Origin of the sequence: Mesorhizobium metallidurans STM 2683 (assembly GCF_000350085.1) — a bacterium.
GTDB lineage: Bacteria > Pseudomonadota > Alphaproteobacteria > Rhizobiales > Rhizobiaceae > Mesorhizobium > Mesorhizobium metallidurans.
On record NZ_CAUM01000148.1, the window covers coordinates 13,282 to 38,947 of the forward strand.

At 64.0% G+C, this 25,666-nt stretch carries 24 protein-coding genes and 1 pseudogene; 13 read left to right on the forward strand and 12 right to left on the reverse strand.

Translation table 11 applies throughout. From position 1 onward, the window contains the following. Positions 1 to 139: 139 nt before the first annotated feature. The 3 genes from rpoD to MESS2_RS25955 form a co-directional block, all read right to left on the reverse strand. Positions 140 to 2,164, reverse strand: coding sequence for an RNA polymerase sigma factor RpoD (gene rpoD / locus MESS2_RS25945; RefSeq protein ID WP_008877545.1), 2,025 nt, complete (start codon positions 2,162 to 2,164; stop codon positions 140 to 142). A gap of 416 nt (positions 2,165 to 2,580) precedes the next feature. Then, the gene (gene dnaG, locus MESS2_RS25950; RefSeq protein ID WP_008877546.1) at positions 2,581 to 4,536 is read right to left on the reverse strand and encodes a DNA primase; all 1,956 of its coding nucleotides are present in this window, start codon (positions 4,534 to 4,536) and stop codon (positions 2,581 to 2,583) included. Positions 4,537 to 4,684: 148 nt separating this feature from the next. Beyond that, positions 4,685 to 5,056, reverse strand: a complete 372-nt coding sequence (locus MESS2_RS25955) for an RcnB family protein (RefSeq protein ID WP_008877547.1) — start codon at positions 5,054 to 5,056, stop codon at positions 4,685 to 4,687. A gap of 387 nt (positions 5,057 to 5,443) precedes the next feature. Between MESS2_RS25955 and MESS2_RS25960 the strand changes: the two genes are divergently transcribed. The 4 genes from MESS2_RS25960 to MESS2_RS25975 all read left to right on the forward strand — a co-directional run bounded on the left by MESS2_RS25960 (position 5,444) and on the right by MESS2_RS25975 (position 9,107). Next, complete coding sequence (locus tag MESS2_RS25960) at positions 5,444 to 7,105, forward strand: Na/Pi cotransporter family protein (RefSeq protein WP_008877549.1); 1,662 nt, start codon at positions 5,444 to 5,446, stop codon at positions 7,103 to 7,105. Between the two features lie 149 nt (positions 7,106 to 7,254). Then, positions 7,255 to 7,464 carry a DUF2061 domain-containing protein gene (locus MESS2_RS25965; protein WP_008877550.1) on the forward strand — a complete coding sequence of 70 codons (210 nt, stop codon included), beginning with the start codon at positions 7,255 to 7,257 and terminating at the stop codon, positions 7,462 to 7,464. A 123-nt stretch (positions 7,465 to 7,587) separates the two neighbouring features. Then, positions 7,588 to 8,769, forward strand: coding sequence for an MFS transporter (locus MESS2_RS25970; protein ID WP_008877551.1), 1,182 nt, complete (start codon positions 7,588 to 7,590; stop codon positions 8,767 to 8,769). Positions 8,770 to 8,795: 26 nt separating this feature from the next. Next, a complete protein-coding gene (locus MESS2_RS25975) occupies positions 8,796 to 9,107 on the forward strand; it encodes a Rossmann-fold NAD(P)-binding domain-containing protein (protein ID WP_008877552.1) in 312 nt (103 codons plus the stop codon). A gap of 30 nt (positions 9,108 to 9,137) precedes the next feature. Here MESS2_RS25975 and MESS2_RS25980 read toward each other — a convergent pair whose 3' ends face one another. Together MESS2_RS25980 and MESS2_RS25985 are read right to left on the reverse strand one after the other, a co-directional pair. Then, positions 9,138 to 9,695: a GNAT family N-acetyltransferase gene (locus tag MESS2_RS25980; RefSeq protein WP_008877553.1), complete on the reverse strand. Its 558-nt coding sequence runs from the start codon at positions 9,693 to 9,695 to the stop codon at positions 9,138 to 9,140. A gap of 46 nt (positions 9,696 to 9,741) precedes the next feature. After that, the gene (locus MESS2_RS25985) at positions 9,742 to 10,191 is read right to left on the reverse strand and encodes a GatB/YqeY domain-containing protein (protein WP_040594065.1); all 450 of its coding nucleotides are present in this window, start codon (positions 10,189 to 10,191) and stop codon (positions 9,742 to 9,744) included. 329 nt (positions 10,192 to 10,520) lie between these two features. On the opposite strand from MESS2_RS25985, the gene carA reads away from it, so the two are divergent. Next, on the forward strand, positions 10,521 to 11,726 hold the full coding sequence (carA, locus tag MESS2_RS25990; protein ID WP_008877555.1) for a glutamine-hydrolyzing carbamoyl-phosphate synthase small subunit: 1,206 nt from the start codon (positions 10,521 to 10,523) through the stop codon (positions 11,724 to 11,726). Positions 11,727 to 11,744: 18 nt separating this feature from the next. Here the strand turns inward: carA and MESS2_RS25995 are convergent, their stop codons facing one another. The 4 genes and pseudogenes from MESS2_RS25995 to mntR form a co-directional block, all read right to left on the reverse strand. Then, positions 11,745 to 12,491 (reverse strand): DUF899 family protein, encoded by a 747-nt coding sequence (locus tag MESS2_RS25995; protein WP_008877556.1) that lies wholly within the window; start codon positions 12,489 to 12,491, stop codon positions 11,745 to 11,747. A 364-nt stretch (positions 12,492 to 12,855) separates the two neighbouring features. Next, a pseudogene (locus MESS2_RS26000) lies at positions 12,856 to 13,341 on the reverse strand (MFS transporter); the annotation flags it as partial. A 153-nt stretch (positions 13,342 to 13,494) separates the two neighbouring features. Continuing rightward, positions 13,495 to 14,427: a KPN_02809 family neutral zinc metallopeptidase gene (gene ypfJ / locus MESS2_RS26005; RefSeq protein WP_008877560.1), complete on the reverse strand. Its 933-nt coding sequence runs from the start codon at positions 14,425 to 14,427 to the stop codon at positions 13,495 to 13,497. A gap of 216 nt (positions 14,428 to 14,643) precedes the next feature. Continuing rightward, positions 14,644 to 15,096: a manganese-binding transcriptional regulator MntR gene (gene mntR / locus MESS2_RS26010; protein ID WP_008877561.1), complete on the reverse strand. Its 453-nt coding sequence runs from the start codon at positions 15,094 to 15,096 to the stop codon at positions 14,644 to 14,646. 237 nt (positions 15,097 to 15,333) lie between these two features. Between mntR and MESS2_RS26015 the strand changes: the two genes are divergently transcribed. The 3 genes from MESS2_RS26015 (at position 15,334) to MESS2_RS26025 (ending at position 18,382) form a co-directional block, all read left to right on the forward strand. Then, positions 15,334 to 16,701 carry an Nramp family divalent metal transporter gene (locus MESS2_RS26015; RefSeq protein WP_008877562.1) on the forward strand — a complete coding sequence of 456 codons (1,368 nt, stop codon included), beginning with the start codon at positions 15,334 to 15,336 and terminating at the stop codon, positions 16,699 to 16,701. A gap of 59 nt (positions 16,702 to 16,760) precedes the next feature. Then, a complete protein-coding gene (locus MESS2_RS26020) occupies positions 16,761 to 17,600 on the forward strand; it encodes a protein-L-isoaspartate O-methyltransferase family protein (protein WP_008877563.1) in 840 nt (279 codons plus the stop codon). 128 nt (positions 17,601 to 17,728) lie between these two features. Continuing rightward, entirely contained in the window at positions 17,729 to 18,382 is a 654-nt protein-coding gene (locus MESS2_RS26025; RefSeq protein ID WP_008877564.1) for a dihydrofolate reductase family protein, read from the forward strand. A gap of 61 nt (positions 18,383 to 18,443) precedes the next feature. Here MESS2_RS26025 and MESS2_RS26030 read toward each other — a convergent pair whose 3' ends face one another. Continuing rightward, a complete protein-coding gene (locus MESS2_RS26030; protein ID WP_040594058.1) occupies positions 18,444 to 19,349 on the reverse strand; it encodes a LysR family transcriptional regulator in 906 nt (301 codons plus the stop codon). 57 nt (positions 19,350 to 19,406) lie between these two features. On the opposite strand from MESS2_RS26030, the gene MESS2_RS26035 reads away from it, so the two are divergent. Beyond that, positions 19,407 to 20,006, forward strand: a complete 600-nt coding sequence (locus tag MESS2_RS26035) for a LysE family translocator (RefSeq protein WP_008877566.1) — start codon at positions 19,407 to 19,409, stop codon at positions 20,004 to 20,006. 15 nt (positions 20,007 to 20,021) lie between these two features. Here the strand turns inward: MESS2_RS26035 and MESS2_RS26040 are convergent, their stop codons facing one another. Beyond that, positions 20,022 to 20,813 (reverse strand): SDR family NAD(P)-dependent oxidoreductase, encoded by a 792-nt coding sequence (locus MESS2_RS26040; RefSeq protein WP_008877567.1) that lies wholly within the window; start codon positions 20,811 to 20,813, stop codon positions 20,022 to 20,024. A 187-nt stretch (positions 20,814 to 21,000) separates the two neighbouring features. Here MESS2_RS26040 and MESS2_RS26045 point away from each other — a divergent pair, with 187 nt between their 5' ends. Next, positions 21,001 to 21,465, forward strand: coding sequence for a MarR family winged helix-turn-helix transcriptional regulator (locus MESS2_RS26045; protein ID WP_008877568.1), 465 nt, complete (start codon positions 21,001 to 21,003; stop codon positions 21,463 to 21,465). A 29-nt stretch (positions 21,466 to 21,494) separates the two neighbouring features. Here the strand turns inward: MESS2_RS26045 and MESS2_RS26050 are convergent, their stop codons facing one another. After that, a complete protein-coding gene (locus tag MESS2_RS26050) occupies positions 21,495 to 22,673 on the reverse strand; it encodes an MFS transporter (protein ID WP_008877569.1) in 1,179 nt (392 codons plus the stop codon). Between the two features lie 193 nt (positions 22,674 to 22,866). Between MESS2_RS26050 and MESS2_RS26055 the strand changes: the two genes are divergently transcribed. The 3 genes from MESS2_RS26055 to MESS2_RS26065 all read left to right on the forward strand — a co-directional run bounded on the left by MESS2_RS26055 (position 22,867) and on the right by MESS2_RS26065 (position 25,341). Next, entirely contained in the window at positions 22,867 to 23,220 is a 354-nt protein-coding gene (locus MESS2_RS26055) for an ArsR/SmtB family transcription factor (RefSeq protein WP_008877570.1), read from the forward strand. Positions 23,221 to 23,456: 236 nt separating this feature from the next. Continuing rightward, on the forward strand, positions 23,457 to 24,209 hold the full coding sequence (locus tag MESS2_RS26060) for a metallophosphoesterase family protein (RefSeq protein WP_040594061.1): 753 nt from the start codon (positions 23,457 to 23,459) through the stop codon (positions 24,207 to 24,209). Positions 24,210 to 24,423: 214 nt separating this feature from the next. After that, complete coding sequence (locus tag MESS2_RS26065; protein ID WP_008877572.1) at positions 24,424 to 25,341, forward strand: SH3 domain-containing protein; 918 nt, start codon at positions 24,424 to 24,426, stop codon at positions 25,339 to 25,341. The last annotated feature ends 325 nt before the right edge of the window (positions 25,342 to 25,666 follow it).

Consider the following 25,666-nt stretch of genomic DNA (forward strand, 5'->3'; position numbering starts at 1 on the left):
GCCAACGCCGGGGCGGGCATCCGGGTTGTCGCCCAGAAATGCATCCGACATGAAATTATCCTCCCGACCGGCACGAGCCGCAAGAATGAAAAAGGGCGCCATCGGCGCCCTTCAATTCATGCATGGCCAATTGCCGGCCTCAGCTGTCGAGGAAGCTCCTGAGCTTGCGCGAGCGGCTTGGATGCTTGAGCTTGCGCAGCGCCTTGGCTTCGATCTGGCGGATACGCTCTCGGGTGACCGAGAATTGCTGGCCGACCTCTTCCAGCGTGTGATCGGTGTTCATGCCGATGCCGAAGCGCATTCTGAGCACGCGCTCCTCGCGCGGCGTCAGCGAAGCCAGCACGCGCGTGGTGGTCTCGCGCAGATTGGCCTGGATAGCCGCGTCGATCGGCAGGATTGCCATCTTGTCCTCGATGAAGTCGCCGAGATGCGAATCCTCCTCGTCGCCGACCGGCGTTTCGAGCGAGATCGGCTCCTTGGCGATCTTCAATACCTTGCGCACTTTTTCCAGCGGCATGGCGAGCTTTTCGGCCAGTTCCTCCGGCGTCGGCTCGCGGCCGATTTCATGCAGCATCTGGCGCGAGGTGCGCACGATCTTGTTGATCGTCTCGATCATGTGCACCGGAATGCGGATGGTGCGCGCCTGGTCGGCGATCGAACGGGTAATCGCCTGCCGGATCCACCAGGTCGCGTAGGTCGAGAATTTGTAGCCGCGGCGGTATTCGAATTTGTCGACCGCCTTCATCAGGCCGATATTGCCTTCCTGGATCAGGTCGAGGAACTGCAGGCCGCGATTGGTGTATTTCTTGGCGATGGAAATGACCAGGCGCAGGTTCGCCTCCACCATTTCCTTCTTGGCGATCGCGGCTTCGCGCTCGCCCTTCTGCACCTGGTTGACGATCTTGCGGAATTCCAGGATCGAGATCGCCGTTTCGGTGGCGAGGTTCTGGATTTCGGCGCGCAGGTCGCGGATCGCGTCCTTCTCGTTCTTGGTGAATTCCTTCCAGCCGCGCGAGGTCAGATTGCCGATCGAGCGCGTCCAGTTCGGGTCGAGTTCCGAGCCCTGATATTCCTTCAGGAACTCCTCGCGGCGCACGCCATAGCTTTCGGCGAGCCTGAGCAGCTTGCCCTCGTTCTGCACCAGACGCTTGTTGATGTCATAGAGCTGCTCGACCAGCGCCTCGATGCGCGCCGTGTTCAGGGACAGCGACTTGACCGCCTTGATGAGTTGGTCCTTCAGCTCCTTCAGCCGGCGATCCTGGCTGGGCGACAAGGTGCCGGCGGCGGCCAGCCGGTTCTCGACCTGCTGGTCCTGCAGCTTGCGCAACTTCTTGTAGGTGTCGGCGATGACGTCGAGCGTCTCCATCACCTGCGGACGCAGTTCGGCTTCCATCGCCGCCAGCGACAGGCTGGCCTCGTCCTCGTCTTCCTCGTCGTCGTCAGTCAGGCCGCGCGTGTCGCCACCGACATTGGTGATGTCTTCTTCCTCGTCGCGCGAACGGCGCGGCTTGTCCTCGACCTTGGCGACCTCTTCGACCCGCTCGACCACTGGCGCCTGCTTGGCTTCCGGCCCGGCATAGGTCGCCTCGAGGTCGATGATCTCGCGCAAAAGGATCTTGGATTCGTTGAGCTCGTCGCGCCAGATGATGATGGCCTGGAAGGTCAGCGGGCTTTCGCACAGGCCCGCGATCATCGTCTCGCGGCCGGCCTCGATGCGCTTGGCGATCGCGATCTCACCCTCGCGCGACAAAAGCTCGACCGAGCCCATCTCGCGCAGATACATACGGACCGGGTCGTCGGTGCGGTCGGTCGGTTCCTTCTTGGTGGTGGTGGCCGCAACCGCCGTGCCGGTCTGCTCGGCCAGCTCGTTGGCGTCCTCCTCGGCGTCGGCGGTCGTGTCGGCGGCTTCGGTTTCCTCGCCCTGCTCGTCGTCCTCGACCACATTGATGCCCATGTCGGAGAGCATGGCCATCGTGTCCTCGATCTGCTCGGAGGTCACTTCCTCCGAGGGCAGCACCGAATTCAATTCGTCCATGGTGACATAGCCGCGCTTCTTGGCGGCCTTGATCATCTTCTTGACAGCATCGTCGGAAAGGTCGAGCAAGGGGCCATCGGTGGCGCCTTCACGTTCGGTCTCGACCTCTTCCTTTTCCTTTGTCGCCATTCTTTATCGTCTCCAAGCGGCTGCGTATCTAAGCCGCGTAAGCTGCCGGGCCGGTCAAATCGGATGCGCTCGCTTCAAACGCGCTTCACCGGGCCAGTAACCGCATCAAGTCTTTGTTTTTATGCCCGTTGCCCCAAAACCGGTGTCCACTTTTGGGCATCATGCATTAAGTCCAGATTAACCCTGATATCTGTGGCAGGACGTCGGCCTGTCCAGTAACCAAAGCCTTACATCGCTCATTTCCCGTCGACGCCGGGCACGGGTTAACGTTTCGAATCGTCCTGATTCCGCCATTCTGCAAGAAGGTCAAGCGCCTCTCGCATGATTCGCATGAAAAAAGCGAATCAATTACCCGACTTAGAGGCGTCGATTCGACGCGCCGCCCGTTTCCACTTCATTCTTTGCGCAGGTTTTACCTATGCGCGTCCAGCCCTGCCCGAGGACACGCCGAACCCTTCGATTAGCGCTTCCGTTGCTTGTACATCATTGAATTGCGCCTGAATCTCGAGCAGATGCCGGAAGTTTTCGTCCGAGGGATCCTGATCGAGCGTTGCCTGCGCCTGTTTCAGCTCTCTATGTAAGGTGCGCGCGCTGCGCTGCAAGTGCAGCGCCTGGTTGAAGGCATCGCGAGCATCGTCAAGTCCCGCGGTTTCCAGCGCCGGCCATTGCCGCGCGCGCTTGATCAGCGCCACCGCGCGTTCCCAGATCTCGCCGCAGCCGGCCCGCTCGATCGTCGCGATGACCGCATTGCGGTCGTCGGCCATGTCATGCGCCATCGCATCGAGGATTGCCGCATGCAGCCGCCTCAGGTCGGTGTTGGCGAGATCGAGAAATTCGACGTGGGCGAAATTCTCGTCGATCAGCGCCGGATGGTTGATCAGCGCCACGATGATCGTCGCCTCGCGCACCGACATGCCCTCTGCGCCGCGCTTGACCAGCGCAGAGCGGCCAAGGCTTTCCGTGATCGCGGTGCGGCCGCCGGCATTGCCGCCGCGTGCGAACTGTCCGCCCGGCGCCGCACCCTTGCCCTGGAAGCGCTCGCCTGGCCGGCCGCCTTGGCGCCCGCCGCGCTGGCTGCCGAAGAAGCTCAGCACCCGCTCGCGCATCTCCTGTTGGTAGTGATAGCGCAGGCTCTCGTCGCGGATGCGGCTGGTCAGTTCGCGCAGCGTCTTTTCCAGTTCCGCCCGCCGCTCCGGCGTGTCGAAGACGCCGACCGATGTTTCGCGCATCCACAAAAGGTCGGCGAGCGGCCGCGCTTCGGCAAGCACCGCGCGGAACGCGTCCGGGCCCTCGGCCTTGACCAGGTCGTCCGGATCCTTGCCTTCCGGCAGCAGCGCAAAACGCGCCGAACGGCCGGCCTGAACCGCCGGCAGCGCCATGTCGGCGGCCCGCCATGCCGCCTTCAGCCCGGCCTGATCGCCGTCGAAGCATAAGACTGGCTCGCCGGCCATCCGCCACAGAAGTTCGAGCTGGTTTTCGGTGAGCGCTGTGCCGAGCGGCGCCACGACATTCTCGAAGCCGGCCTGGGCCAGCGCGATCACGTCCATATAGCCTTCGACGGCAATGACGGTGCCGCCCTTGGCCAAAGCCCCCTTTCCCAGCGCTTGGCGGGCGCGGGCGAAATTGTAGAGCACATTGCCCTTGTGGAAGAGTTCCGTGTCGGGTGAATTCATGTATTTGGCCAGCGCATCCGGCGCCAGCGCCCGCCCGCCGAAGGCAATGATCTTGCCCCTGGAATCGGGGATCGGAAACATGATGCGGTCACGGAACCAGTCGTAGGAGACCGGAATGTCGTCGCCGTGGCGCACCAGACCGCAGGCCTCGATATCGGCCTTGGGCACGCCCTTGGCGGCAAGATGCTCCTTCAATGCATTGCGGCTGTCCGGCGCGTAGCCGAGGCGGAACGACTGCTGCGTCGCCGGCGTCAGCCCGCGCTCTCGCAGATAGGCGCGGGCTTTTGCGCCCTCCGGTCCCTGCAGCCGCTCCTGGAAGAAGGTCGTCGCCATCTCCATGACATCGGTCAGGCTGGCGCGTTCCTTCTCGCGCCGCTCCTCCTCGGCATCGCGCACCGGCATCGGCACGCCTGCCATGTCGGCGATCTTCTCGACAGCTTCGGGAAAGCTCATCCCGTCAAGCTCGGTGAGGAATTTGAAGTGATCGCCCGAGACCGAGCAGCCGAAGCAGTGATAGCGGCCCTTCTTGTCCTCGCAGTGGAAGGACGGGCTCTTCTCGCCATGGAACGGACAGCATGCCCAATAATCGCCACGCGGCGCGTTGGTCTTCCTCCTGTCCCACGCGACGCGCTGGCCGATAACCGATGAAATCGGCACGCGGTCGCGTATCTCGTCGAGGAAGGCGGGCGGAAAGCGCATGAGGAACTCTTTTCCCCACCATATAATCATACCTGCGAAGTCCGACGACCCCGAATACCGACCATACCCGGTTTCCACAGGGCAAAAAGAAGGCGGCCGTTTCGGGCCGCCTTCTTTCAGGTTCCAGCATGGCTGGCACAACGGGACTTTACTGCGCGGCGATGGCGCCGAAGATGATGCCGGAGGCAATGCTGACCAGCACGTAGTCGTTACCGACCCGGATCCACTCCTGGCCGCGGCCCGGACGGTGCAGGCCATAGCGGCCGTAGTCGCGGATCGGCTGGTGGCGCTTCCAGCTGGAATATCTCTGGCCGTTGCGCCAATGGCTCCTTTTCACGACGACCTTCTTCTTCACAACGACACGCTTCTTCACGTCGACGTGCTTGCCGGGCTTCTTCCAATCGACCTGACTGTAGTTTGACTGCGGGGCAACAGGCGCATTGAGCGGCGCTGCCTGGCCGGTCAGGGACGTGGCGGCCAGCATCGAGAGAGCGACTGCGGAAAGAATGATGCGTTTCATGGTGGGTACTCCTGGTTGTCGATGCGCAAGCAGTAGCTCCCGAAGGATGAACCGAAACTGAATATGCAGATTACGTTTTTGTAATGATTACCTATATTTACATCATCTAATTCAACACTCTCATCAAACCGGAGTTAAACCTATCGCCCGCACCTGATCGAGCGGGCCCGCACTGGGCGGCAGCCTGTGCAACCATTTTGCCATTCATCCATTTCCGACACGCCCTGTCGCGCGCCGGCCGCAGCCCGTATCGGGCAAAAATTATTATCCGGCTAAGCGTAATCAGAGTAATCTCGGCTTTGCAATGTCCATGATTCCAACCCTCTTCCGCCAGTTCGCCATCACGATGCACGTGCTGTTGGCGCCCGTCGGATTGCTGAGGCCGGCATGAGCGGCTCCGTCGTCCTCCTGCATCTTGCCGGCGCTGTGGCCCTGATGCTGTTTGCCACCCGCATGGTGAAGACCGGCGTCGAGCGCGCCTATGGCGATGTGCTGCGCCACAAGCTGCGCGCCACCATGCGCAATCCTTTCATGGCGGTCCTGGCCGGCTGCGGCCTGGCGGTCGCGCTGCAAAGTTCCACCGCCGTCACCTTGCTGGTCGGCTCGTTCGCCGGCGCCGGCATCGTCAGCGGCATGTCGGGCCAGCTTGCCGTGCGCGGCGCCGAGATCGGCTCGGCACTGGTGGTCAAGCTGCTCACCTTTGATCTCACGCTGCTGGTGCCGGTCTGCCTTGTCGCCGGCACCGTCATGTTCATGGCCACCGAACGGCGCGACTGGCGCCAGTTCGGCCGCATCCTGGTCGGTATCGGCCTGCTTGTCCTGTCGCTCGAAATGATCGGCCAGGCGTCGGAGCCGCTGCGCCAGAGCACGCTGATGCCGGTCATCGTCAATTACTTCTCCGGCGATCCGGTCACCGCCTATTTGCTGGCCGCGCTGGTCACCTGGCTGTTCCATTCCTCGATCGCCGCGGTCCTGCTTATGGTCACGCTTGCCGGCCGTGGCTTCATCCCGCCCGAACTCGGCATCGTGCTGATGCTCGGCGTCAATCTCGGCTCGTCGATCATCGCGCCGCTGCTCACCCGCAATGCGGAGCCAGCCGTGCGCGTGGTGCCGATCGGCAACCTCTTGATGCGCGGCATGAGCTCGCTGGTCATGCTCATCCTGTTCCTGTCGTTCGAGCCGCCGGTCGCCTTTCTTGGCGCCACCGTGCCCGACCAGATCGTCAACGCCCATATCCTGTTCAACGTCCTGATCCTGCTTGCCGGCCTCCCGCTGGCCGGCCTCGTCTACCGCGCCTCGGAGAAGATCGTCGCGCTGGGCACCAAGCCGGCGGCCGAAGGGCTCGAAATCATCGAGCTGTCAGCGCTCAACGACAGCGCTCTCGACACGCCGAGCCAGGCGCTGGCCAACGCCACCCGCGAGGTGGTCCGTGTCTGTGAAACGGTCGAGATCATGCTGAAACGCATCATCGAGCTCTACGAGAGCGCCGACGCCGGCAAGATCAAGGCGCTGGCTGCGCTCGACGATCGCGTCGACAAAAAGCATGCGGCGATAAAGCTCTATCTCGCCAAGGTCACCAAGAACCCGCTCTCCGAGGACGAGGCATTGCGCTGCCAGGAGCTGATCGGCGCCTGCGTCAAGCTCGAACAGGTCGGCGACATCATCGTACGCAACATGCTGGTGCATGTCAGGAAGAAGCTCGAACGCGGGCTGGAATTCACGCCCGAAGGCTGGCGCGAGCTGTCCGCCTTCCATGCCTCGGTGCTGGCTAATGCGCGACTCGCCTTCAACGTCCTGGTGTCGCGCGATCCCGAGACCGCCCGCCAGCTGGTGCTCGAAAAGGACCGGCTGCGCGATCGCGAGAAGGAAACCAGCGCCAGCCATTTCGTGCGGCTGCGCGACGGCAGCGCCAAGAGCGTCGAGACCAGTTCCATCCATCTCGACACGATCCGCGACCTGAAGCAGATCAACTCGCTGCTCGCCTCGATGGCCTATCCCGTTCTGGAAGAACGCGGCCTGCTCGGCGGCTCGCGGCTGAAGGCCGGTTAGGCCGGGCCTGCAAGCCGAAAATTGCTGTCGGGAATAGCGGCTTGGAACCAGATTCTACCTTTCGGGCCAAACCAGGAAAATTAGTCTTTGCTCATCCTTGGGTGTCTCGGCTAAGGATCACCCCGGTCTATTGGGAGGATAATCGGTCGATGGATACCCATTCGCGCAGCTTCGCCAAGGCGCTCTCCTGGCGCGTTACCGGCACCATCGACACGATGATCATTTCGCTGGTCGTGACCGGAAGCATCAAGCTCGCCGCGGCCATCGGCCTGACCGAGGTCGTGACCAAGTCGCTACTTTATTATTTTCACGAGCGGGCCTGGCTGAGAATTCCTTACGGCAGGAAGACAGCCGCATAGCCCTGCCGGCATCAACTGGCCAACAGCTCAAGAAAACCTAAAGCGGCCTCGACAATTTCTGCATTGCCCGCGGCTCTTATCCGTGATTTGAGGCCAACTCATTCAAGGATCGCTTTTCGCGTCATGCTGCCCCTCTTCGCCCTGTTCTTTGCCGCCTTCGCCTTCGGCACCACCGAGTTCGTCATTGCCGGCGTGCTGCCGCAAGTGGCGCAAGGGCTTGGCGTTTCGGTTCCGACCGCCGGCTATCTCGTCTCCGGCTATGCCGGCGGTATCGCAGTGGGCGGTCCGTTATTGGCCCTCGCCACCAACGGCATTTCGCGCAAGGCCTTGCTGCTCGGCCTCGCCATCGCTTTCACCATCGGCCAGGCCGCCTGCGCGCTGGCGCCCGACTTTTTATCCATGCTGCTTTTGCGCATCGCCGTGGCCGTGGCGCATGGCGCCTATTTCGGCGTCGCCATGGTGGTCGCGGTCGGCCTCGTTCCCGAGGACAGGCGCGGCATGGCCGTGGCGGTCATCCTGTCCGGCCTCACCGTCTCCAACGTCATCGGTGTGCCGGCCGGCACGGCGATCGGCACCCTGTGGGGCTGGCGCGCCACCTTCTGGGTCATGTGCGCGCTGGGCGTGGTGGCGACCCTGGCCATGCTGGCGCTTCTGCCGCGCACGACAGGTGCATCGAACCGAACGGCGGGGTTCGCCCGCGAGGTGCGTGTGCTGGCCCGCCAGCAGGTCTGGACCTCGCTGATCCTCATGCTGATGCTGATGATCGGCCAATTCACCCTGTTCACCTACATCACGCCGACATTGCTTGAAGTCACCGGCCTCGACGAGAGCCTGGTGCCCTGGGTGCTGCTGCTCAACGGCGTCGGCGCCACGATCGGCGTCTTTCTCGGCGGCAAGCTTTCCGACTGGAAGCTGATGCCGTCGCTGATCACCATGCTTTTCCTGCAGGCGGTGATGCTGGCGGTGATCTATGCCGTCAGCCCGTACCCGGTTCCGATGATCGTTGCGATCGTCATCTGGGGTGGCCTGAACTTTGCCATCGGCACGCCGATCCAGACCCGCATCCTGACCTGGACAGCAGACGCCTCCAACCTTGCCTCCTCGCTGATCCCATCCGGCTTCAATGTCGGGATCGCGCTGGCAGCCTCGCTGGGAGCCGCCATGCTCAATGCCGGCTACGGCTACCGCAGCCTGCCGGCGATTGGCGCAATCGCCATGCTGGTCGCCGTGGCTGTCGCGCTCGCCTCGCATGTTTCGGAATGGCGCAGCAAGGCCGCGCCGCCGCTGCCCGCTGCCGCCGAGTAGACGACACCGGGCCGCGCGGATAGGCCTTGTTCAGCCTGCCTGGACCGGCGCGGACAAACTTTGCGGCCGGCCTGGTCAGCGCCGAGCCTACGGACGCCTATGGGAACACGCCGGTCGGTGATATGCGCCGGGCTTTTGTCGAAGGTTCGTTCGAAGTGAAGGGCGATGCGCGGAAAATGGCCGAAGCGATGATCGCCTCAGTCGAACAGAATACCGCCCCCCGGCGGTTGACCTTCGGCGCCGCCGCCTACGCCTCGATCAGCAACGCGCTCCGGAGCAGGCTCGCCGAACTCGAAGACCAGAGGGATGCCGCTTTGTCGATGGATTTCGACGGCTGACGGATCAATCCGGCAATGCGTCTCCGAGCCCTACAGATTTATCCGGAAGCGCAGGCTTTCCGCGCCGCCATAGGCGGCGTCCTCGAAGAAGCGGTCGACCAGCTTGCCGCCATTGGCCAGGATCACCTTGTGCGACGCCGGATTATGCGGCTTGGCGGTGATCTCGACAAAGGGCAGACCGACCGCCCTCGCCTCGGCGAGCATCAGCCGCAGCGCTTCGGTCGCATAGCCGCGCCGCCGCTTCCACGGCACCTCCGCATAGCCGATATGGCCGAGCACATGCGACGGCAGTGCGGCGGTGCCGTGCTGCCAGCGAAAGCCGATGGAACCTGCGGCTTCGCCGTCCCAAATCCAGCGCCGGAAGCCCGGCAGCCGCGGCACTTTCGTGCCGTCGGGCAAGGTGACCGGCGGCCCCTTCGCTTCCGGATCGTCGAGGCCGGCCAGGAAGGCCACCGGATCCACCTCGATGGCCGCGAGCTGCTCGCGCGTCGCTTCCTCAAGCCGCACATTGTCGGGCGACCAGCCACGCTCCAGGGCGGCCTTGTAGGACGGAAGGTGCTCGAGCCCCGGTTTGACGATTTCGACCATGAGCCATGCTCCGCTGCCCAACCCACAAGGATGGGCGCAAAGAACCCTACTGCAGCAGGCTCTTGACGATGCCGCTGGCTTTGCCGAAATCCATCTGGCCGGCATATTTCTGCTTCAGCACCGCGATCACCTTGCCCATGTCCTTCTGGCTCGCGGCACCTGTGGCGGCGATGGCCTCGCGCGCCGCGGCCGTTATGGCGGCATCATCCAGTTGCGTCGGCAGAAAGCCGCGGATGATCTCCATCTCGCCGCGCTCCTGCGCGGCGAGTTCCGGCCGCTTGCCGTCTTCGAAGGCCTTGGCCGACTCTTCGCGCTGCTTCACCATCTTGGCCAGGATCTGCAGGATCTCCTCGTCGCTGGCCGGCTCCTTGCCGGCGCCGCGATTGGCGATGTCGCGGTCATGGATGGCGGCCTGGATCAGCCGCAGCGTCGGCAGCCGGTGCTTGTCCTGCGCCTTCATCGCGCTCTTCAGGGATTCGGCGATTTTTGCGCGCATCATGCTTTCTCCTTCGAACGCGGCGGAACATAGCCTCGCCGAAAGCACAAGGCAAATTTCGATTAGGCCGGCAAGCCACTGATATTGTTCGACGATTGTTCGACGAAATAAATCGCTGGCGGTCACTGGCTGTATCATTGACCGTTCTGGCGCCTTCCCCTATGTACTCGGCCTTGCATAAGACAATGAGTTTCATGTCGCCCAAACTGCGTAGCGGTTTTGGGACACCGACATGAACAGGACAGAAAATTGAGGCGCAGGCTCGAGAAATCGCTGCCGCGCGGTTTGCTGCGCCGGACAATCCGCACGCGGCGTTTAGGAGTGCCGCCATGGCGACGACGACCGCCCCCTGGGCCACCGAGAAGCCGACCGCCCTTTTGGTGCTGGCAGACGGCACCGTCATCGAGGGTCGCGGCCTTGGCGCTACCGGATCGGCTGTCGCCGAAGTCTGCTTCAACACAGCGCTGACAGGCTACCAGGAGATCCTCACCGACCCCTCCTATGCCGGCCAGATCGTCACCTTCACCTTCCCGCATATCGGCAATATCGGCACCAATGACGAGGACATCGAGGACCTCAATCCTGTCGCGCGCGCCGGCGCTGTCGGCGCCGTGTTCAAGGCCGACGTCACCAACCCCTCCAGCTACCGCGCCGCGGCCGGCCTCGACCAGTGGCTGAAGAAGCGCGGCATCGTGGCGCTGTCGGGCATCGATACCCGCGCGCTGACCGCGCTGATCCGGGAAAAGGGCATGCCCAACGCCGTCATCGCGCATGCGCCCGACGGCGTCTTCGACCTCGACGATTTGAAGCGCCGCGCGGCTGCATGGTCCGGGCTGATCGGGCTCGATCTCGCCAAGGAGGTCACCTCAGGCCAGTCCTCGGTCTGGCGCGAAACGCCCTGGGTCTGGAACGAGGGCTTCGGCGAACAGGCCGAACCGTCCATGCATATCGTCGCCATCGACTACGGCGTCAAGCGCAACATATTGCGCCTGCTTGCCGGTCTCGGCGCCAAGGTCACCGTGGTGCCGGCCAGGACCGGCGCCGAGGAGATCCTCGCCATGCAGCCCGACGGCATCTTTCTGTCGAACGGCCCCGGCGATCCGGAAGCCACCGGCGATTATGCCGTACCGGTCATCCAGGATCTGTTGAAGACGGACATCCCGGTGTTCGGCATCTGCCTCGGCCACCAGATGCTGGCGCTGGCGCTGGGTGGCAGCACCCAGAAGATGCATCAGGGCCATCACGGCGCCAACCATCCGGTCAAGGACCACACCACAGGCAAGGTCGAGATCGTCTCGATGAACCACGGCTTTGCCGTCGACGCCGACTCGCTGCCCGAGGGCGTCGAGGAAACCCATGTCTCGCTGTTCGACGGCTCGAACTGCGGCATCGCGCTGACCGGCCGTCCCGTGTTCTCGGTCCAGCACCATCCCGAGGCCTCGCCCGGCCCGCAGGATTCGCACTATCTGTTCCGCCGCTTCGTCAACCTCATTCGCGAGAAGCGCGGCGAGGAATTGCTGGCGGAGCGCGCCTGATCTTCCGGTGTCGCAGGTTCAACGTCTGCCGGTTCCCAGATCGTCGGAGTAACCGGCCTTGAGCCGAGCCCATTGGGCGGTGGGGCGGCCATCGGTGCGAATGCGCTGCTTGCCTTCCCACCATTGCGGCCAGCCGGCGGGAGAATCCTCCCACTTCTCCTGTCGTCCGTAGACGGTCAGGTCGATCAGGCGATAGCTGTTGTCCATCGCCTCGACACCGCGCATGGTCGTCCAGTAGGTCTCGTAGACATCGGATCCCTGCCTGAGATAGCAGATGAGGTACATGATACCCGCTGGGCGTCCGGCGAGCAGCGTGTCGAGCGAACCTTGCGCCGAATACCAGGACATCTCCCAGCCCATGAAGTCGCGGTAGCGGGCGCTCTCTTCATAGGGGCCCTGGCAGAAGGTGGCGTAGGTGATGTCGCGGGCATGGATGTAGGATAGCTCACGCACCATTGACGTCACCCAGGTGCAGCCCTCGCACTGGTCCGGCGCCGGCTTTCCGGTATACCACATGAAGTAATAGGCCATCAGCATGCGGCGGCCCTCGAACGCATCGAGCAGCGTCAGAGCGCCCTTCTCGCCGGTCAGCACTGCCGTGCCATCCACCTTGACCATGGGCAGCCGCCGACGGGCGGCGGCGATGGCGTCGCCCTCGCGCGTGTGCGCCTTCTCGCGCAGCCTGAGCTTGTCGATGCCAGCCTGGAAAGTTGGCCGGTCGACGATCTCCGGCGTTGGGAAATCGGTCTTCGTCATGCCTTTCATCTTCTTCTCCCTTGGTTTTCGCTGATCCCGGTCACGGCGCGCCGGTGGCGGCGTGCTTCTCGATCAGGTCGGCAACCGCATCGGGATTGTCGGCCAGCACGCAGTAACTGGCGTCGGGAATCTCGGCGCTCTCGTCTCCGACTCAGACCCCGCGTTGTTCCGACATAAACTAGGGCGGGAACTCGAATGGCCAGAGTTACAAATTCGGCGCGAATGCGTCGAAGCCGGATCGTGCGATACCGGCGGTTGCTTCGTCACCCTCATTCCCATCTCCATTTTCGACGGGATCCTTCAAAACCGGTCAACCGGTCTGTTTATGGTGAAGGGTGGGGACGAGCGGCGAAGTTCAAATCCCGTCGGTCGCCGCTTCCTGCCCGAACGTGCCGAGCAGCCCGATGACGAAGCCGACGCCGAACGCAATGCCGAGCAGGCCGAAATTCTTCGCCCGGTTCTCGTCGGTCGAAATGTCGGCGATAAATGCGGATGTCGTGGAATAGCTGGCGCCGGAAATGCCGGCCAGCACGCGCCCGATGAACAGAATCGGGTAGGACCAGGCGATGGCGCAGATCAGATTGTCGATGGAGAAGGTGAGCACGGAGGCGAGCAGGATCGGCCGCCGTCCGAACCGGTCGCTCAACCCGCCCATGATGGGCGCGAAAACGAACTGCATCGCCGCATAGACGAACAACAGCCAGCCGCCCTCGATGGCCGCCTCGCTGATGCCGACGCCGGTCAATTCCCTGAGATAGGCCGGCAGCACCGGCATGATCATGCCGAAGCCGACAATGTCGAGCAGCAGCGTGGTGAAAACGAGCGCAAGGCCCCGCCTGGCGGTTTTTGGGTCGATCACGACGGTTACCTCCTCGGGCCGCCCGGGGCGAAGGCGAAGGCACCTTATAGGTGAGCACGGCGCTGGGAACAATGCGGGAACAGGCGGGATGTCTCCATCTTGACATCCCCTGACGGCAATGCTGCCGTCGGATCAGCGAGAAAACCAGGTGCTTCAGATCGGATTGTTGAACGTATCGCAATCCGAAAGCTTGCCGCTCTTGTAGCCGCGCACCAGCCAGGTCTGCCGCTGCTGCGAGGTACCATGGTTGAAGCTTTCCGGCACGACATAGCCCTGCATCTTCTTCTGCATCGTATCGTCGCCGATCTGCTTGGCGGCGTTCAGCGCCTCTTCCATGTCGCCCTGTTCCAGAATGCCCTTCTGCGCGGTGAAATGCGCCCAGACGCCGGCGAAGCAGTCGGCCTGAAGCTCGACCCGCACCGACATCTGGTTGGCTTGGGCCTCGCCCATCTGCTGGCGCATCTGGTTGAACTTGGGCAGGATGCCGGTGAGGTTCTGCACATGATGGCCAACCTCGTGCGCGATCACATAGGCCTGGGCGAAATCGCCCGAAGCGCCGAATTGCTGGTCGAGCTGTTGGAAGAAGGTGGTGTCGAGATACGCCTTGCGGTCGCCGGGGCAGTAGAACGGACCGGCGGCCGAAGAGGCGAAGCCGCAGGCCGAGCGAATCTGGCCGCTGAACAGCACCAGCTTCGGGTTCTCGTAAGTCAGGCCCTCCGACTGGAAGATGCCAGTCCAGGTGTCCTCGGTCTCGGCCAGGACCGTCGAGACGAACTGCTTCATCTCGTCGGAAGCCGGCGCGCCGGTGCCACCGCCCTGGCTGCCGCTATTGTCGGTGATCTGGCCGCCGCCGCCCGGCATCAAGCCGCCGCCACCGTTCAGAATCTGCATGGGATTGATGCCGAAAACACCCCAGGCAATCAGGGCAATCACGCCCAGGATGATGATGCTCGACAGCGACATGCGGCCGCCACTGCTGCCACCGATCGGGATGCGGAACTGACCGGGACTGCCGCCGCCGAATCCGCCACCCTGGCCGCGTTGATCCTCGACATTGTCACTCTGACGACGGCCCTTCCAGAGCATGGCAACTCCCCGCGACGCAAATTTCCGGTTGATCGGGCTCAAGTCTCGATCCGATCGGACCCGACAACAATTATCTCAACGGCCGCGCCAAGTCACAGCATTTTTCTTTCCTTGAAGGGGCAGCAGCCTCATCGAGGCAGCGGTCCCGCAGGAGACGCTTGGGACGCGCGGCAGCGTCCGTTCACCAAATGCCGAAAGGACGGAATGGATTTCGGATCAGCGGGCCGCGATCATCGCCTTGCGAAACGCTTCGAGCGTCTCGGCGCTGACATGGTGCTCGATGCCCTCGGCATCGATGCGCGCGGTCTCGGCGCTGACGCCGAGCGAGCGCAGGAAGGCTTCCACCGTCTGATGGCGGATGCGGCTCTCTTCCGCGACTTTGCGGCCAGCCTCCGTCAGGAACACGCCACGGTAGGGCTTCCTGGACACCAGCCCATCGGCGCACAGCCGCGTCAGCATCTTGGCGACCGTCGGCTGGGCAACGCCGAGCCGCGCCGCGATATCGACCTGCCGCGCCTCGTTGCCGTCCTCGATCAGGTCGGCGATGAGTTCAACATAATCTTCTACCAACGCGCTGCGGCGCGCTTCGCGCGTCTGCCGGAAACCCTCCGAATGAACGTCGGCATCGGGCAACGGTTCGCGCAGGACCGGTTTCTTCTTCAGCGCCAATATGCGCTCCTCCTCGACTGTCGGCGGATGAGCCGGTGTGCATATTCATAGCACGGCGTCCATTGTTCCGGCCGTTTATTTGCATTCCAAGGCGGGCGCAACCGGCGTTCGCGGCTAACCATCCGAGCATTGATCGAGCACATCACAAAAGCATGATCAATGAAACATAGCATATTGCATAATGTTGAGCTGCGGCATAGATAGGGGCGCAACCCTCCATTCAAGCGGAAAGCCTCCATGTCAGACGCCGAAGCCACATCAGCGCCTCGATCCATGTTGCGGTTTGCCCGGCCGGAAGAAGACGAGCAGCCCAGCCTGCGCGAGGTCAACGCCTCGATCGCGGTGCCGCGGACCGGCGTCTGGTTTCGCCGCCTGTTCGCCTTCATGGGGCCGGGCTACATGGTTTCGGTCGGCTATATGGATCCGGGCAACTGGGCGACCGACCTCGCCGGCGGCGCCCAGTTCGGCTATACGCTGCTCTTCATCATCATGCTGTCGAACCTGATGGCGATCCTGCTGCAGGCGCTCGCCGCCAGGCTCGGCATCGCCACCGGCCGCGATCTCGCCCAGGCCTGCCGCGCCTACTATCCGCGACCGGTCAATTTCATGCTGTGGATCGCCTGCGAACTGGCCATCATTGCCTGCGACCTGGCCGAGGTCATCGGCACGGCGATTGCGTTGCAGCTCCTGTTCGGCATTCCGCTGATCGGCGGCGCCGTCTTGACCGCCCTCGACGCATTCCTCGTGCTGCTGCTGATGAACAGGGGCTTCCGCTACCTCGAGGCTTTCATCGTGGCGCTCCTGATCATCATCTTCGGCTGTTTCGCCATCCAGATCTTCGCCGCCGCTCCTCCGGTAGGCTCGATCCTGCATTCGATGTTCGTGCCGTCGTCCGAAATCGTCACCAACCCGGCAATGCTCTACATCGCCATCAGCATCATCGGCGCCACCGTGATGCCGCATAATCTCTACCTGCATTCCTCGATCGTGCAGACCCGCGCCTATGAGCGCACCGAGGCCGGCAAGCGCGATGCCATCAAATGGGCAACGGCGGATTCGACCATCGCCCTCATCCTGGCGCTGTTCGTCAACGCCTCCATCCTGATCGTGTCGGCCGTGGCCTTCCATGGCACCGGCCATCAGGACGTCGCCGAGATCGGCCAGGCCTTCGAGCTTCTGTCGCCGCTGCTTGGCCTCGGCATCGCCTCGATCCTGTTTGCCGTGGCGCTGCTTGCCTCCGGCCTGAACTCGACGGTAACGGCGACGCTCGCCGGGCAGATCGTCATGGAGGGTTTTCTTCGCTTGCGCATCCCGCAATGGGCGCGCCGCCTGTTGACGCGCGGCATCGCCATCATACCGGTCGTGGTCGTCACCGCGCTCTATGGCGAGAAGGGGACCGGACAGCTCCTCGTCTTCAGCCAGGTGATCCTGTCGATGCAACTCCCCTTCGCGGTGATTCCGCTGGTGCTGTTCGTGTCGGACAAGAAGAAGATGGGCACGTTCGCCATTCCGCGCGCCGTCGCCGCACTTGCCTGGGTGGTTGCCGCCGTCATCCTGGTCCTCAACTTCAGGCTGCTCTACGACGCCATCGCCGGCATTGGGTGAGAGTTCTCTCAGCCAGAACGGCCGCGACAAATCGGCAATCCGCGCTATCTTGCCAGGCCATGACGCAGATTGCCGAAGCTCGAAAATTCTACGCGCGGCTGCTGGCCGCCCATGCCGGCTCGGCCGATCCTCGCCTCGAGGCGGTTTTCACTGAGGTGCCGCGCGAAGCCTTTCTCGGCCCCGGACCATGGACGGTCATCGCCGGCAACGCCACGCTCGAAACGCCGAGCGCCGATCCGGTCCATATCTACCAGAATGTGCTGGTGGCGCTCGACGCCGCCAAGGGCATCAACAATGGCGAACCGGTCCTGCACGCCATGTGGATCGGCAAGGCGGCGCCAAAGCCCGGCGAGGCCGTCACCCATGTCGGCGCCGGAACCGGCTACTACACCGCGCTGCTGGCACGGCTGGTGTCGCCCGGCACCGTCACCGCCTTCGAACTGGAGGCCGATCTTGCCGCCCGTGCGGCGCAGAATCTCGAACCCTATGGCAATGTGACCGTCATCCATGGCGATGCGGTGACCGGCGGCCTGCCGCCGTCCGACATCATCTATGTCAATGCCGGCGTCGTGGCGCCGCCCGCCGACTGGCTGAAGGCGCTGAAGCCCGGCGGCCGCCTGGTCTTTCCCTGGCGTCCGGCCGAGCGCGTCGGCCTGGCGGTCATGGTCATCCGCGCAGAAAAAGGTTTCACCTGCGATCCGTTCATGCGGTCATGGTTCATCCCTTGCGTCGGCGCCTCGCTCGCAGGCCCCATGGCGAAAATCCCCGACCGCGACAAGGCCGCGCGCAGCCGCTCGATCTGGCTGACGGCCGACAAGGCGCCGGACCGCACCGCCATCGCCATCATCGGCGACGTCTGGTTCTCGTCGAAAGACATTCGCAGCCGACCGGCAGGCTGAAATCATCGGGTTGGATGAGCTGGGGTGTCAGAAATTTTTCCCGGCCCTGTCGGATGAGCGGCTGCCGGCCCGTCCTTTGGTTCGAAATCCGGCTCCAAGGGCATGGATGACAAAAAGGAGAACATCCAATGAGGAAGATCATCGCCTCGACATTCGTCAGCCTCGACGGCGTCATGCAGGCGCCCGGCGGACCGGAGGAAGACCCGGTCGGCGGCTTTGAATTCGGCGGCTGGACGTTCCATTACTGGGACGAAATGATGGGCGCCGCGATGGATGAGACGTTCTCGAAACCTTTCGCGCTGCTTCTCGGCCGCCGGACCTATGACATCTTCGCTGCCTATTGGCCCTATCAGAAGAACGGCCTGATCGCCGACAGTTTCAACGCCGCCACCAAATATGTGGCGACGCACAGGCCGGACTCGCTGTCCTGGCGGAACAGCCAGTCGCTTGGCAATGATGTCGTGGCCACGCTGCGCCGGCTCAAGCAGGAAGCTGGCCCGGACCTGCTTATCCAGGGATCGAGCGAACTGATCCAGACCTTGCTCGCCAACGGCCTGATCGACGAGATCACCCTGCTGATCTTCCCGCTGGTGCTGGGCAAGGGCAAGCGGCTGTTCGGCAATGACGCGATGCCCGCTGCCTTCAAGCTCACCAAGTCGCTGGCTTCGAGCACGGGCGTCATCATGGCGAGCTATGAACGCGGCGGCGAGATCAGGACCGGGTCTTTCGCCACGGAAGAGCCTTCAGAGGCCGAGATGGAGAGGCGCAGGAACTGGAAGTAGAACTAGGTTCCTCGCCCCCACGAATGTGGGGGCGAGGAACCCAAGTTTTGCAAAAGACCGTTCAAGCCGCCTCTCGCCGCCGCGCCAGTCCCTCGCGGATACACGCGGCAAACTCCTGCGCGGCCGGCTCGATGCCATGCTTCGGCAGATGCAGGTTGATCGAAAAATTCGGCAAGGCCGGTAGCTCCGGATCGGACAGGATGTCGAGATCGCCCGGCACAGTGGAGGCCAGCCAGGTGGTGACGGCAAGGTCCGAGCGCACCGTCGCCGTCGTCGCGTCGATATTGCCGTTCTCGAATACGGTGCGCCATTCCAACCCGTTCTCGTCAAGCGCCGAAATCACCGCCGGGCGGAAGGCACAGGTGTCGGCCACCATCGACACCGGCAAGGGGCGCTTGGCGCGCGCGACGCCGCCCTTCGCGCCAACCCAGACCAGCCGGTCGACCAGCAGGCATTCGCCGGCGGACGGGCCGACCCGCTCCTCGATCACGGCAAGGTCTATGGTTCCGGCCGCGAGCGCGGCGGCAAGCTCCGGCGAGGACGCGCAGGCCAACGAAATCTCCACTTGCGGATAAGTCTCGGCATAGGTCTTCAGCATTGGCGCCAACAGGGTGCCGACAAGGTCGTAGGGCACGCCGATCCGAACCTCACCTGCAACCGCCTTGCCATTCATCTCGGTCCAGATCTCGTCATTGAGCGCGAGCAGGCGCCTGCCCTTGCCAAGCAGCCGTTCGCCGGCGCGCGTCAATCGTAAGCCGCGCCGGTCGCGCTCGAACAGGCCGCAGCCCAGCACCTCCTCCAGCCGCTTGATCTGCTGGCTGACGGCTCCTTGCGTCAGGTGCAGCGCGTTCGCCGCCGCCGTCATGCTGGCCCTGTCGGCGACGGTGACGAAGGTTCGGATCAGTGCAGTATCGAGGTTGCGGGCCATGCCGGCATTATATATTCTAATGCCAAGCATATCAAACATTGCATTTACTGATAGAAGGCAATCGCTAGCATGCCGGTCTCCACAAAGGGAAACGGCATGTTCGAGAGCATCTTCCCGCTTGTTCTGTTCGCGCTGGTCGCAACCTCTACGCCAGGCATGGCCACGACCTTGTCGACGGCGTCCGGAGCCCGGTTCGGCTTTCGCCGTTCGGTTCCGTTGATGGCCGGAAGTGCGGCCGGCCTGGCCTCGGTGGCGGCCGCCGGCGCTGCCGGCCTCGCCGGCCTGCTGGCCGCCGCCCCGTTCCTGCAATTGGCGATGAAGATCGCCGGATCGCTCTACCTTGTCTGGCTTGCCCTCAAGATCGGCCGCAGCGGCCCGCCCAATCTCGACCCGTCGATGGCAAAGCCCAACAGTTTCTTCGGCAGCGCCGGCCTGCAATGGATGAACCCCAAGGGCTGGGCCATGGGGCTGGGCGCCGCTGCATCCTTTGCGGCGCTCGCCAATGGACCTTTGCAGCTCGCCCTGCTGCTCGGCGCTGTCTTCGGCCTGGCCGCGGCACTTTCGCTGTCACTGTGGTGCGTGGCCGGCACGCTGCTCGCCCGGTTGCTTGGAACCGAGCGACAGTGGCGTGTGCTCAACATCGCGCTCGGCCTGCTGCTCGCCGCCTCGATCGTGCCGATGTGGCGGCCGGCGTAAGACCGGCTGCAATATTCAAGCCGCGTAGCGCGCCGCCGGCTTGCCGGCCAGAAGGCTGCCGAAGAAGCCTTGCCGGGCGCCGAGAAAAGCGTCCAGCCTGGCAGCATCGGCAAGTCCGGGAGCGGTGACGGCTTCACCCTTGGCAAGGCCGACAAGCGCTGCGTCAACCAGGTCGTCGGCGCTCATGACGATCTCTTGCGGCACATTCGCAATATCGCTTCCGGCAACTTCCCAAAATTCGGTGCGCGTGGCCCCCGGCAGCACGACCTGCGCCCTCACCCCGGTGCCGGCGACTTCGCGCTGCAAGGCCTCGGTGAAGTTGACGACATAGGCCTTGGTGCCGCTGTAGATGCCGCCGAACGAGGTGTCGAAGGCGAGCACCGAGGCGATGTTGACGATGGCGCCGCGCTTTCGCGCGATCAGGCCCGGCAGAACGGCACGCGTCAGCCGCGTTAAAGCGACGATATTGACCTTGATCATGCGCTCGGCGAGGTCGGCGTCGGCCGTCGCCACCACTTGCGCTCCGCCGAGGCCGGCATTGTTGACGAGCAGTGTAACGCTCTCGTCGGCCGATATCGCCTGCTCGACGCGGCGGACATCATTGTCGTCGGCGAGGTCGGCGCCGATGACGCTGACCTTGCGACTGTAGGCATAGCGCAGCTTCTCCGCCAGTTCATCGAGCCGATCGGCGCGGCGCGCCACCAGCACGAGATCATAGCCCTGCCCTGCGAGCCGGTCCGCATAGACCGCGCCGATGCCGGACGAGGCGCCGGTGACCACCGCTGTGCCCTTGTTCTGATTGCTCATTTTTCCTGATCCTTCTGTTTTCGACCTTGGCTATAAGTGCGGCGGGCAACGCGCTCACCTGTCTCAAGCCGCTTAGTGGCATATGCCACTTTCTGAGAAGTAGGTATATGCCACTACCTTGTCAATCGGACTGTCGAAGATCATTTTAGGGCAGAATGCGAACGCCATTCGCCTCCAAGGAATTGCCATGACCCAAGCCGCCCCGCCCGGCCTGACCCTTTGCAACAACGCCATGCTACGGCGCGCGACACGAAAGCTCGGCCAGTTCTATGACGATGTGCTGGCGCCCTCGGGCCTCAAGGCCACGCAGCAGGGCCTGCTCTACCAGATCCATATCGGAGATGATCCGGCGATGGGTGCCATCGCGGCAGCCCTCATCATGGACCTGTCGGCGCTCGGCCATACGCTGAAGCCGCTGATCCGCGACGGGTATGTCGAGACCTTTGCCGACAAGGACGACCGCCGCATCAAACGCGTGCGGCTGACGCCGCGAGGTCTGGTCAAGCTCGATGAAGCCATGAAATTGTGGAGCCTCGCCCAGCAGCGTTTCGAGGCGATGGTCGGCAAGGACGAGGCGGCAAGGCTGCGCGCGGCGCTGGACGACATCGCCGCGCTGGATTTCGATACGCCGCCGGCCGCGCCATCGAAATGAGGCATCGGCCGGCGATAGGCTGTTAGAGGCTACTCCGCCGGCATGGCGACGGGCCGGGCCAGCATGCGTCCAGCCAGCACGACGCCGAGACCCATGATCGGGAACGCCGCCGCCACCAGGCCGAGATCGGCCGGCGCGCCGTAGCGCAGCACCGCACCGCCGACCACCGCGCCCAGCGCCACGCCGAGATAGAGCGCCGAGGCGTTGAGCGACAGCACGATCGGCGCGGCGTCTGGCGCCAGCTTGATGATGCGGCTCGCCTGCGCCGGCGGGAACGCCCAGCCGACTATGCCCCAGGGCACCATCATCGCCATCAGCGCCGGTCCGGCGATGCTGTGCGGCAAGAAGGTCGGGATCAGCGAAAAGGTGGCCAGCATGGCCGCGCTCAACCCCAGCGACCAGCTGACGGTGCGCGTCGCGCCGAAGCGGTCGGCGGCCTGCCCGCCGGCAATATTGCCGATGACGGCGCCGACCCCGAAGGCCAGCAGCATGCCGGGCAGTGCGATCGGGCTCAACCCGCCGCCTTCGATGGCCAGCGGCGCGACAAAGGCAAAGACGGTGAAGGCGCCGATCAGTGCCAGCACCGTGGTCAGGAGGATCGAGGGCACACCGGGGCGAAGTGCTGCCGCCAGTCGCTGCCGGAGCGGCAGCCTGGTGCCGACGATGCCCTGCGGCAGCCGGTACCACAGGATCGCGCCGGCCAGCGCGCCAAGCCCGGCAATGGCAAAGAAGGTGCCGCGCCAGCCGGCGATGGTCGCGACAAGCGCGCCGAGCGGCGCGCCGACCGCCACCGCCACCGTGGTGCCGCCGACAACGACGGCAATGGCGCGGGCCCGGTGGTGATCGTCGACAAGCGCCACGGCGGTTCCTTGCGCGGTTGCCGCGAACAGGCCCGACGACAGCGCCATCACGATGCGCGCGATCAGCAGTACTTCGAAGGAAGAACTCAACGCCGCCACCAGATTGCCGAGCACGAAGAACACCAGCGTCCACAAGATGACGCGGCGCCGGTCCCATTCGCCGGTCAGCGTCGCCAGGATCGGCGTGCCGACCGCATAGGCGAGCGCGAAGGCGGTGATCAACGAGCCGGCGAGCGGAACGGAGATGCGGGCATCGGCGGCAATGTCCGGCAGCAGGCTGGAGATGACGAAGCCTTCGGTCGAGATCGTGAACGATCCGAGCGCAAGCCAGAAGAGGCGCTTGTCCATGGGGAAATCCTTAGTTCAAAAGTTATTGAACAATTGGACATAACAGGGCATGATGTCAATGAAGCCAGGCACAAATAATCCAACCCTGCTGACAGCCCTGTGTCAGGACAGGCCGGAGCAGTGCCAAAGCCGCGGGCACCGGCGAAGGAGGAGACACGTTGAAATCGGCCCCGATTGTGCTTAATTCCTCGGCATGACCTTGCCTCATCCCAACGCCGACCAGATCAGCCTGCCGATCGTGCTTGCCGTGCTCGGCGACCCGACCCGGCTCGCCATCGTGCGCTATCTCGCCAGCAAGGAAGGCGTGCCGCTGAACTGCAGCCAGTTCCTCGATCTCGGCTCGAAGACCAATCTCAGCTACCACCTTGCCAAATTGCGCGAGGCCGGCGTCACCCGCGCCGAGGTGGTCGGCACCAGCCGGCTGATCACGCTGCGCCGCGACGATCTCGACGCCCGCTTTCCCGGCCTGCTCGACAGCGTGATCGCCGCCGCCGAGGATACCGCGCTACCGATGGTCGGCGGCCACGAGGTCGAAATATCAGCCTAAGCACCAACCGGGAAGCGACCTTCCAGAACTTGGTTTCCTCTCCCTCACGGAGTGGGGGGAGGTGGCTCGGCGAAGCCGAGACGAAGTGGGGCCTTGACGCCCCTTCCCCCTTCAAAGAAGTTTCACTTTTCTTCAGTGCGCCGCGCGCGAAAGGCCCCCACTCCGGCCGCTTCGCGGCCACCTCTCCCCCGCTGTGCGAGGGAGAGGAAATGCTGCCTCACAACCGGAGCTTCCTGATGCGCATCGCCGTCCTCGCCGATATCCATGGCAATGTGCTGGCGCTCGACGCCGTGCTTGACGATCTCAAGCAGCGCGGCGGGGCGGACCTCGTCGTCAATCTGGGCGACTGCGTTTCCGGACCGCTGTGGCCGCGCGAGACCATGGAACGACTGGAGGCCCTCGACCTGCCGACGGTGCGCGGCAACCACGACCGCCGTGTCGCCGTCGACCCGGCCGACGACCAGATGTGGCCTTCCGACCGCTATGCGCAGGAGCGGCTGACGGCGGCGCAGCGCGAGGCACTGTTCGCGCTGCCCCTGACGCTGGAGATCGCGCCCGGCGTCGTCGCCCTCCACGCCCGGCCCGACCACGACGAAAAATACCTGGCCGACGCGATCTCGGATGGCCAGCTGGTGCGTGCGCCGCTGGCCGCCATCAAGCGTCGGCTGAAGGGGCTCGACGCCTCTTGCCGCATCGTGCTGTGCGGCCACAGCCACCGCGCCGAGCTGTTTCGCATTCCCGATGGTCCCGTCATCTTCAATCCCGGCAGCATCGGCTGCCCCGCCTATCACGACGATACGCCGCCGGCGCATGTCTCCGAGCAAGGCTCCCCGCATGCGCGCTACGGCATCGTCGAACTCGGCCAACATCCCGACCGTTTCGAGGCCATCGCCGTCGACTACGACCACGAGGCGGCCGCGCGACAGGCCGAACAGGCGGGACGGCCAGAATGGGCCCACGCGCTGCGCACCGGGTTAATGCCGGGTTGAGCGAAGCTCATACCCCGGGTTGAGCGAAGCTCATACCCCGGGTTGAACGAGGCACCCCAGCTGATACCCCGCTGGAACTAGGTCCGTTTGCTCATGCCGCGGCCATATTTTCCGACTTACATGGCGCCATGTCGTCCCTTATAAATCGCTCGGCATGCGGCAGCACTTCCGTGCCTGGCCGCGCTTTCCATAATGCAATGCCCACGGCCAGGTGATGAGGCGCAAACTTACGCTCCCAACAACGCTGCTGCTTGCTGCCCCTGTGCTTCTGATGGCGATGCTGCCGACGGCGGCCAGAGCCCAGGAGGCGCAGGTCGTCTCCATCGTGACCGGTCTCGCGCCGGAAGATCTGCTGAACATCCGCGCCAAACCCTCGCCAGGCGGCAAGGTCCAGACCCGCCTGCCCAATGGGTCGAGCCTGAACAATCTCGGCTGCAACGACGTCAACGGCCACCAATGGTGCAAGGTCGCGGTGACCGACAACCCGCAAATGATTGGATGGGCTCCCGCGCGCTACCTCAGTTCCACCAATCCCCAGCCGGTGACCGACATGGAAACGACCGGCGAAGACGCGACCGCTTCTGCCGGGGTCGTAAACCCGGCGCTGGCCGCGCCGCTGCCCGACCTGAGGGAACGCCTGGGCGGCACCAGTGCCGAAACCCCGCCGACACCCGCCGAGGCAATCGGCAAGGCCGCCATCGAGGATGCTTACCGCCTGGCGCTTGCGGGCAGCGGAGACCCGTCGACCGGCGAGACGGATGGGTCCGCGGATGCCGTCCAGAATCTCGCGGCCAATGCGGCGCCTCCGGCCGACGCACAAACCGTTGCGCGGCTGCAGCCACCAGGGCCGCCAGCCGCCGGCGCCAAAAACAAGATTCCTTGCGCGCGCTATGTCGGCCAGCCGATGACCAGTTGCGGAGCCAATGTCGAGCGCCTGGCCGACGGCAAGGCCGCCGTCACCGTGACCTGGCCCGACGGCGGCACGCGCGTCATCAGCTTCGCCGCCGGCCTGCCGGCCAGTTCCGACGCATCGGGCGAATTCCGCTTCACCCGCGAAGGCACCCTGAACATGATCCGCGTGGGGGTCTCCGAGCGCTTCGAGATTCCTGATGCGCTGGCGTTGGGAGGTTAATGGTTTGGGAAATAAGGCAGTAGGGCAGTAGGGCAATATGTTTAGAAGGCGCTCGAACCTCTACCTACTGCCCTACTGCCCTACTGCCCTACTGCCCTACTGCCCTACTGCCCTACTGCCCTACTGCCCTACTGCCCTACTGCCCTACTGCCCTACTGCCCTACTGCCCTACTGCCCTACTGCCCTACTGCCTCATTTTCGGGGTTACATCGGGCAAAACTCTTCCCTATAAGGCCCTCCTAGCCTGATACCAGAATCGCGAGCACAACCGGCCGGGTCTTCCCGTCCGGTTTTTCGTGCAAGCCGCCTGCCGAACGGACCCTCG

Bases quoted from the DNA above. Each gene is read 5' to 3' on its own strand.
- rpoD (WP_008877545.1), bottom strand. From the start codon at position 2,164: ATGGCGACAAAGGAAAAGGAAGAGGTCGAGACCGAACGTGAAGGCGCC.
- dnaG (WP_008877546.1), bottom strand. From the start codon at position 4,536: ATGCGCTTTCCGCCCGCCTTCCTCGACGAGATACGCGACCGCGTGCCG.
- MESS2_RS25955 (WP_008877547.1), bottom strand. From the start codon at position 5,056: ATGAAACGCATCATTCTTTCCGCAGTCGCTCTCTCGATGCTGGCCGCC.
- MESS2_RS25960 (WP_008877549.1), top strand. From the start codon at position 5,444: ATGAGCGGCTCCGTCGTCCTCCTGCATCTTGCCGGCGCTGTGGCCCTG.
- MESS2_RS25965 (WP_008877550.1), top strand. From the start codon at position 7,255: ATGGATACCCATTCGCGCAGCTTCGCCAAGGCGCTCTCCTGGCGCGTT.
- MESS2_RS25970 (WP_008877551.1), top strand. From the start codon at position 7,588: ATGCTGCCCCTCTTCGCCCTGTTCTTTGCCGCCTTCGCCTTCGGCACC.
- MESS2_RS25980 (WP_008877553.1), bottom strand. From the start codon at position 9,695: ATGGTCGAAATCGTCAAACCGGGGCTCGAGCACCTTCCGTCCTACAAG.
- MESS2_RS25985 (WP_040594065.1), bottom strand. From the start codon at position 10,191: ATGCGCGCAAAAATCGCCGAATCCCTGAAGAGCGCGATGAAGGCGCAG.
- carA (WP_008877555.1), top strand. From the start codon at position 10,521: ATGGCGACGACGACCGCCCCCTGGGCCACCGAGAAGCCGACCGCCCTT.
- MESS2_RS25995 (WP_008877556.1), bottom strand. From the start codon at position 12,491: ATGAAAGGCATGACGAAGACCGATTTCCCAACGCCGGAGATCGTCGAC.
- ypfJ (WP_008877560.1), bottom strand. From the start codon at position 14,427: ATGCTCTGGAAGGGCCGTCGTCAGAGTGACAATGTCGAGGATCAACGC.
- MESS2_RS26015 (WP_008877562.1), top strand. From the start codon at position 15,334: ATGTCAGACGCCGAAGCCACATCAGCGCCTCGATCCATGTTGCGGTTT.
- MESS2_RS26020 (WP_008877563.1), top strand. From the start codon at position 16,761: ATGACGCAGATTGCCGAAGCTCGAAAATTCTACGCGCGGCTGCTGGCC.
- MESS2_RS26025 (WP_008877564.1), top strand. From the start codon at position 17,729: ATGAGGAAGATCATCGCCTCGACATTCGTCAGCCTCGACGGCGTCATG.
- MESS2_RS26030 (WP_040594058.1), bottom strand. From the start codon at position 19,349: ATGTTTGATATGCTTGGCATTAGAATATATAATGCCGGCATGGCCCGC.
- MESS2_RS26035 (WP_008877566.1), top strand. From the start codon at position 19,407: ATGTTCGAGAGCATCTTCCCGCTTGTTCTGTTCGCGCTGGTCGCAACC.
- MESS2_RS26040 (WP_008877567.1), bottom strand. From the start codon at position 20,813: ATGAGCAATCAGAACAAGGGCACAGCGGTGGTCACCGGCGCCTCGTCC.
- MESS2_RS26045 (WP_008877568.1), top strand. From the start codon at position 21,001: ATGACCCAAGCCGCCCCGCCCGGCCTGACCCTTTGCAACAACGCCATG.
- MESS2_RS26050 (WP_008877569.1), bottom strand. From the start codon at position 22,673: ATGGACAAGCGCCTCTTCTGGCTTGCGCTCGGATCGTTCACGATCTCG.
- MESS2_RS26055 (WP_008877570.1), top strand. From the start codon at position 22,867: ATGACCTTGCCTCATCCCAACGCCGACCAGATCAGCCTGCCGATCGTG.
- MESS2_RS26060 (WP_040594061.1), top strand. From the start codon at position 23,457: ATGCGCATCGCCGTCCTCGCCGATATCCATGGCAATGTGCTGGCGCTC.
- MESS2_RS26065 (WP_008877572.1), top strand. From the start codon at position 24,424: ATGAGGCGCAAACTTACGCTCCCAACAACGCTGCTGCTTGCTGCCCCT.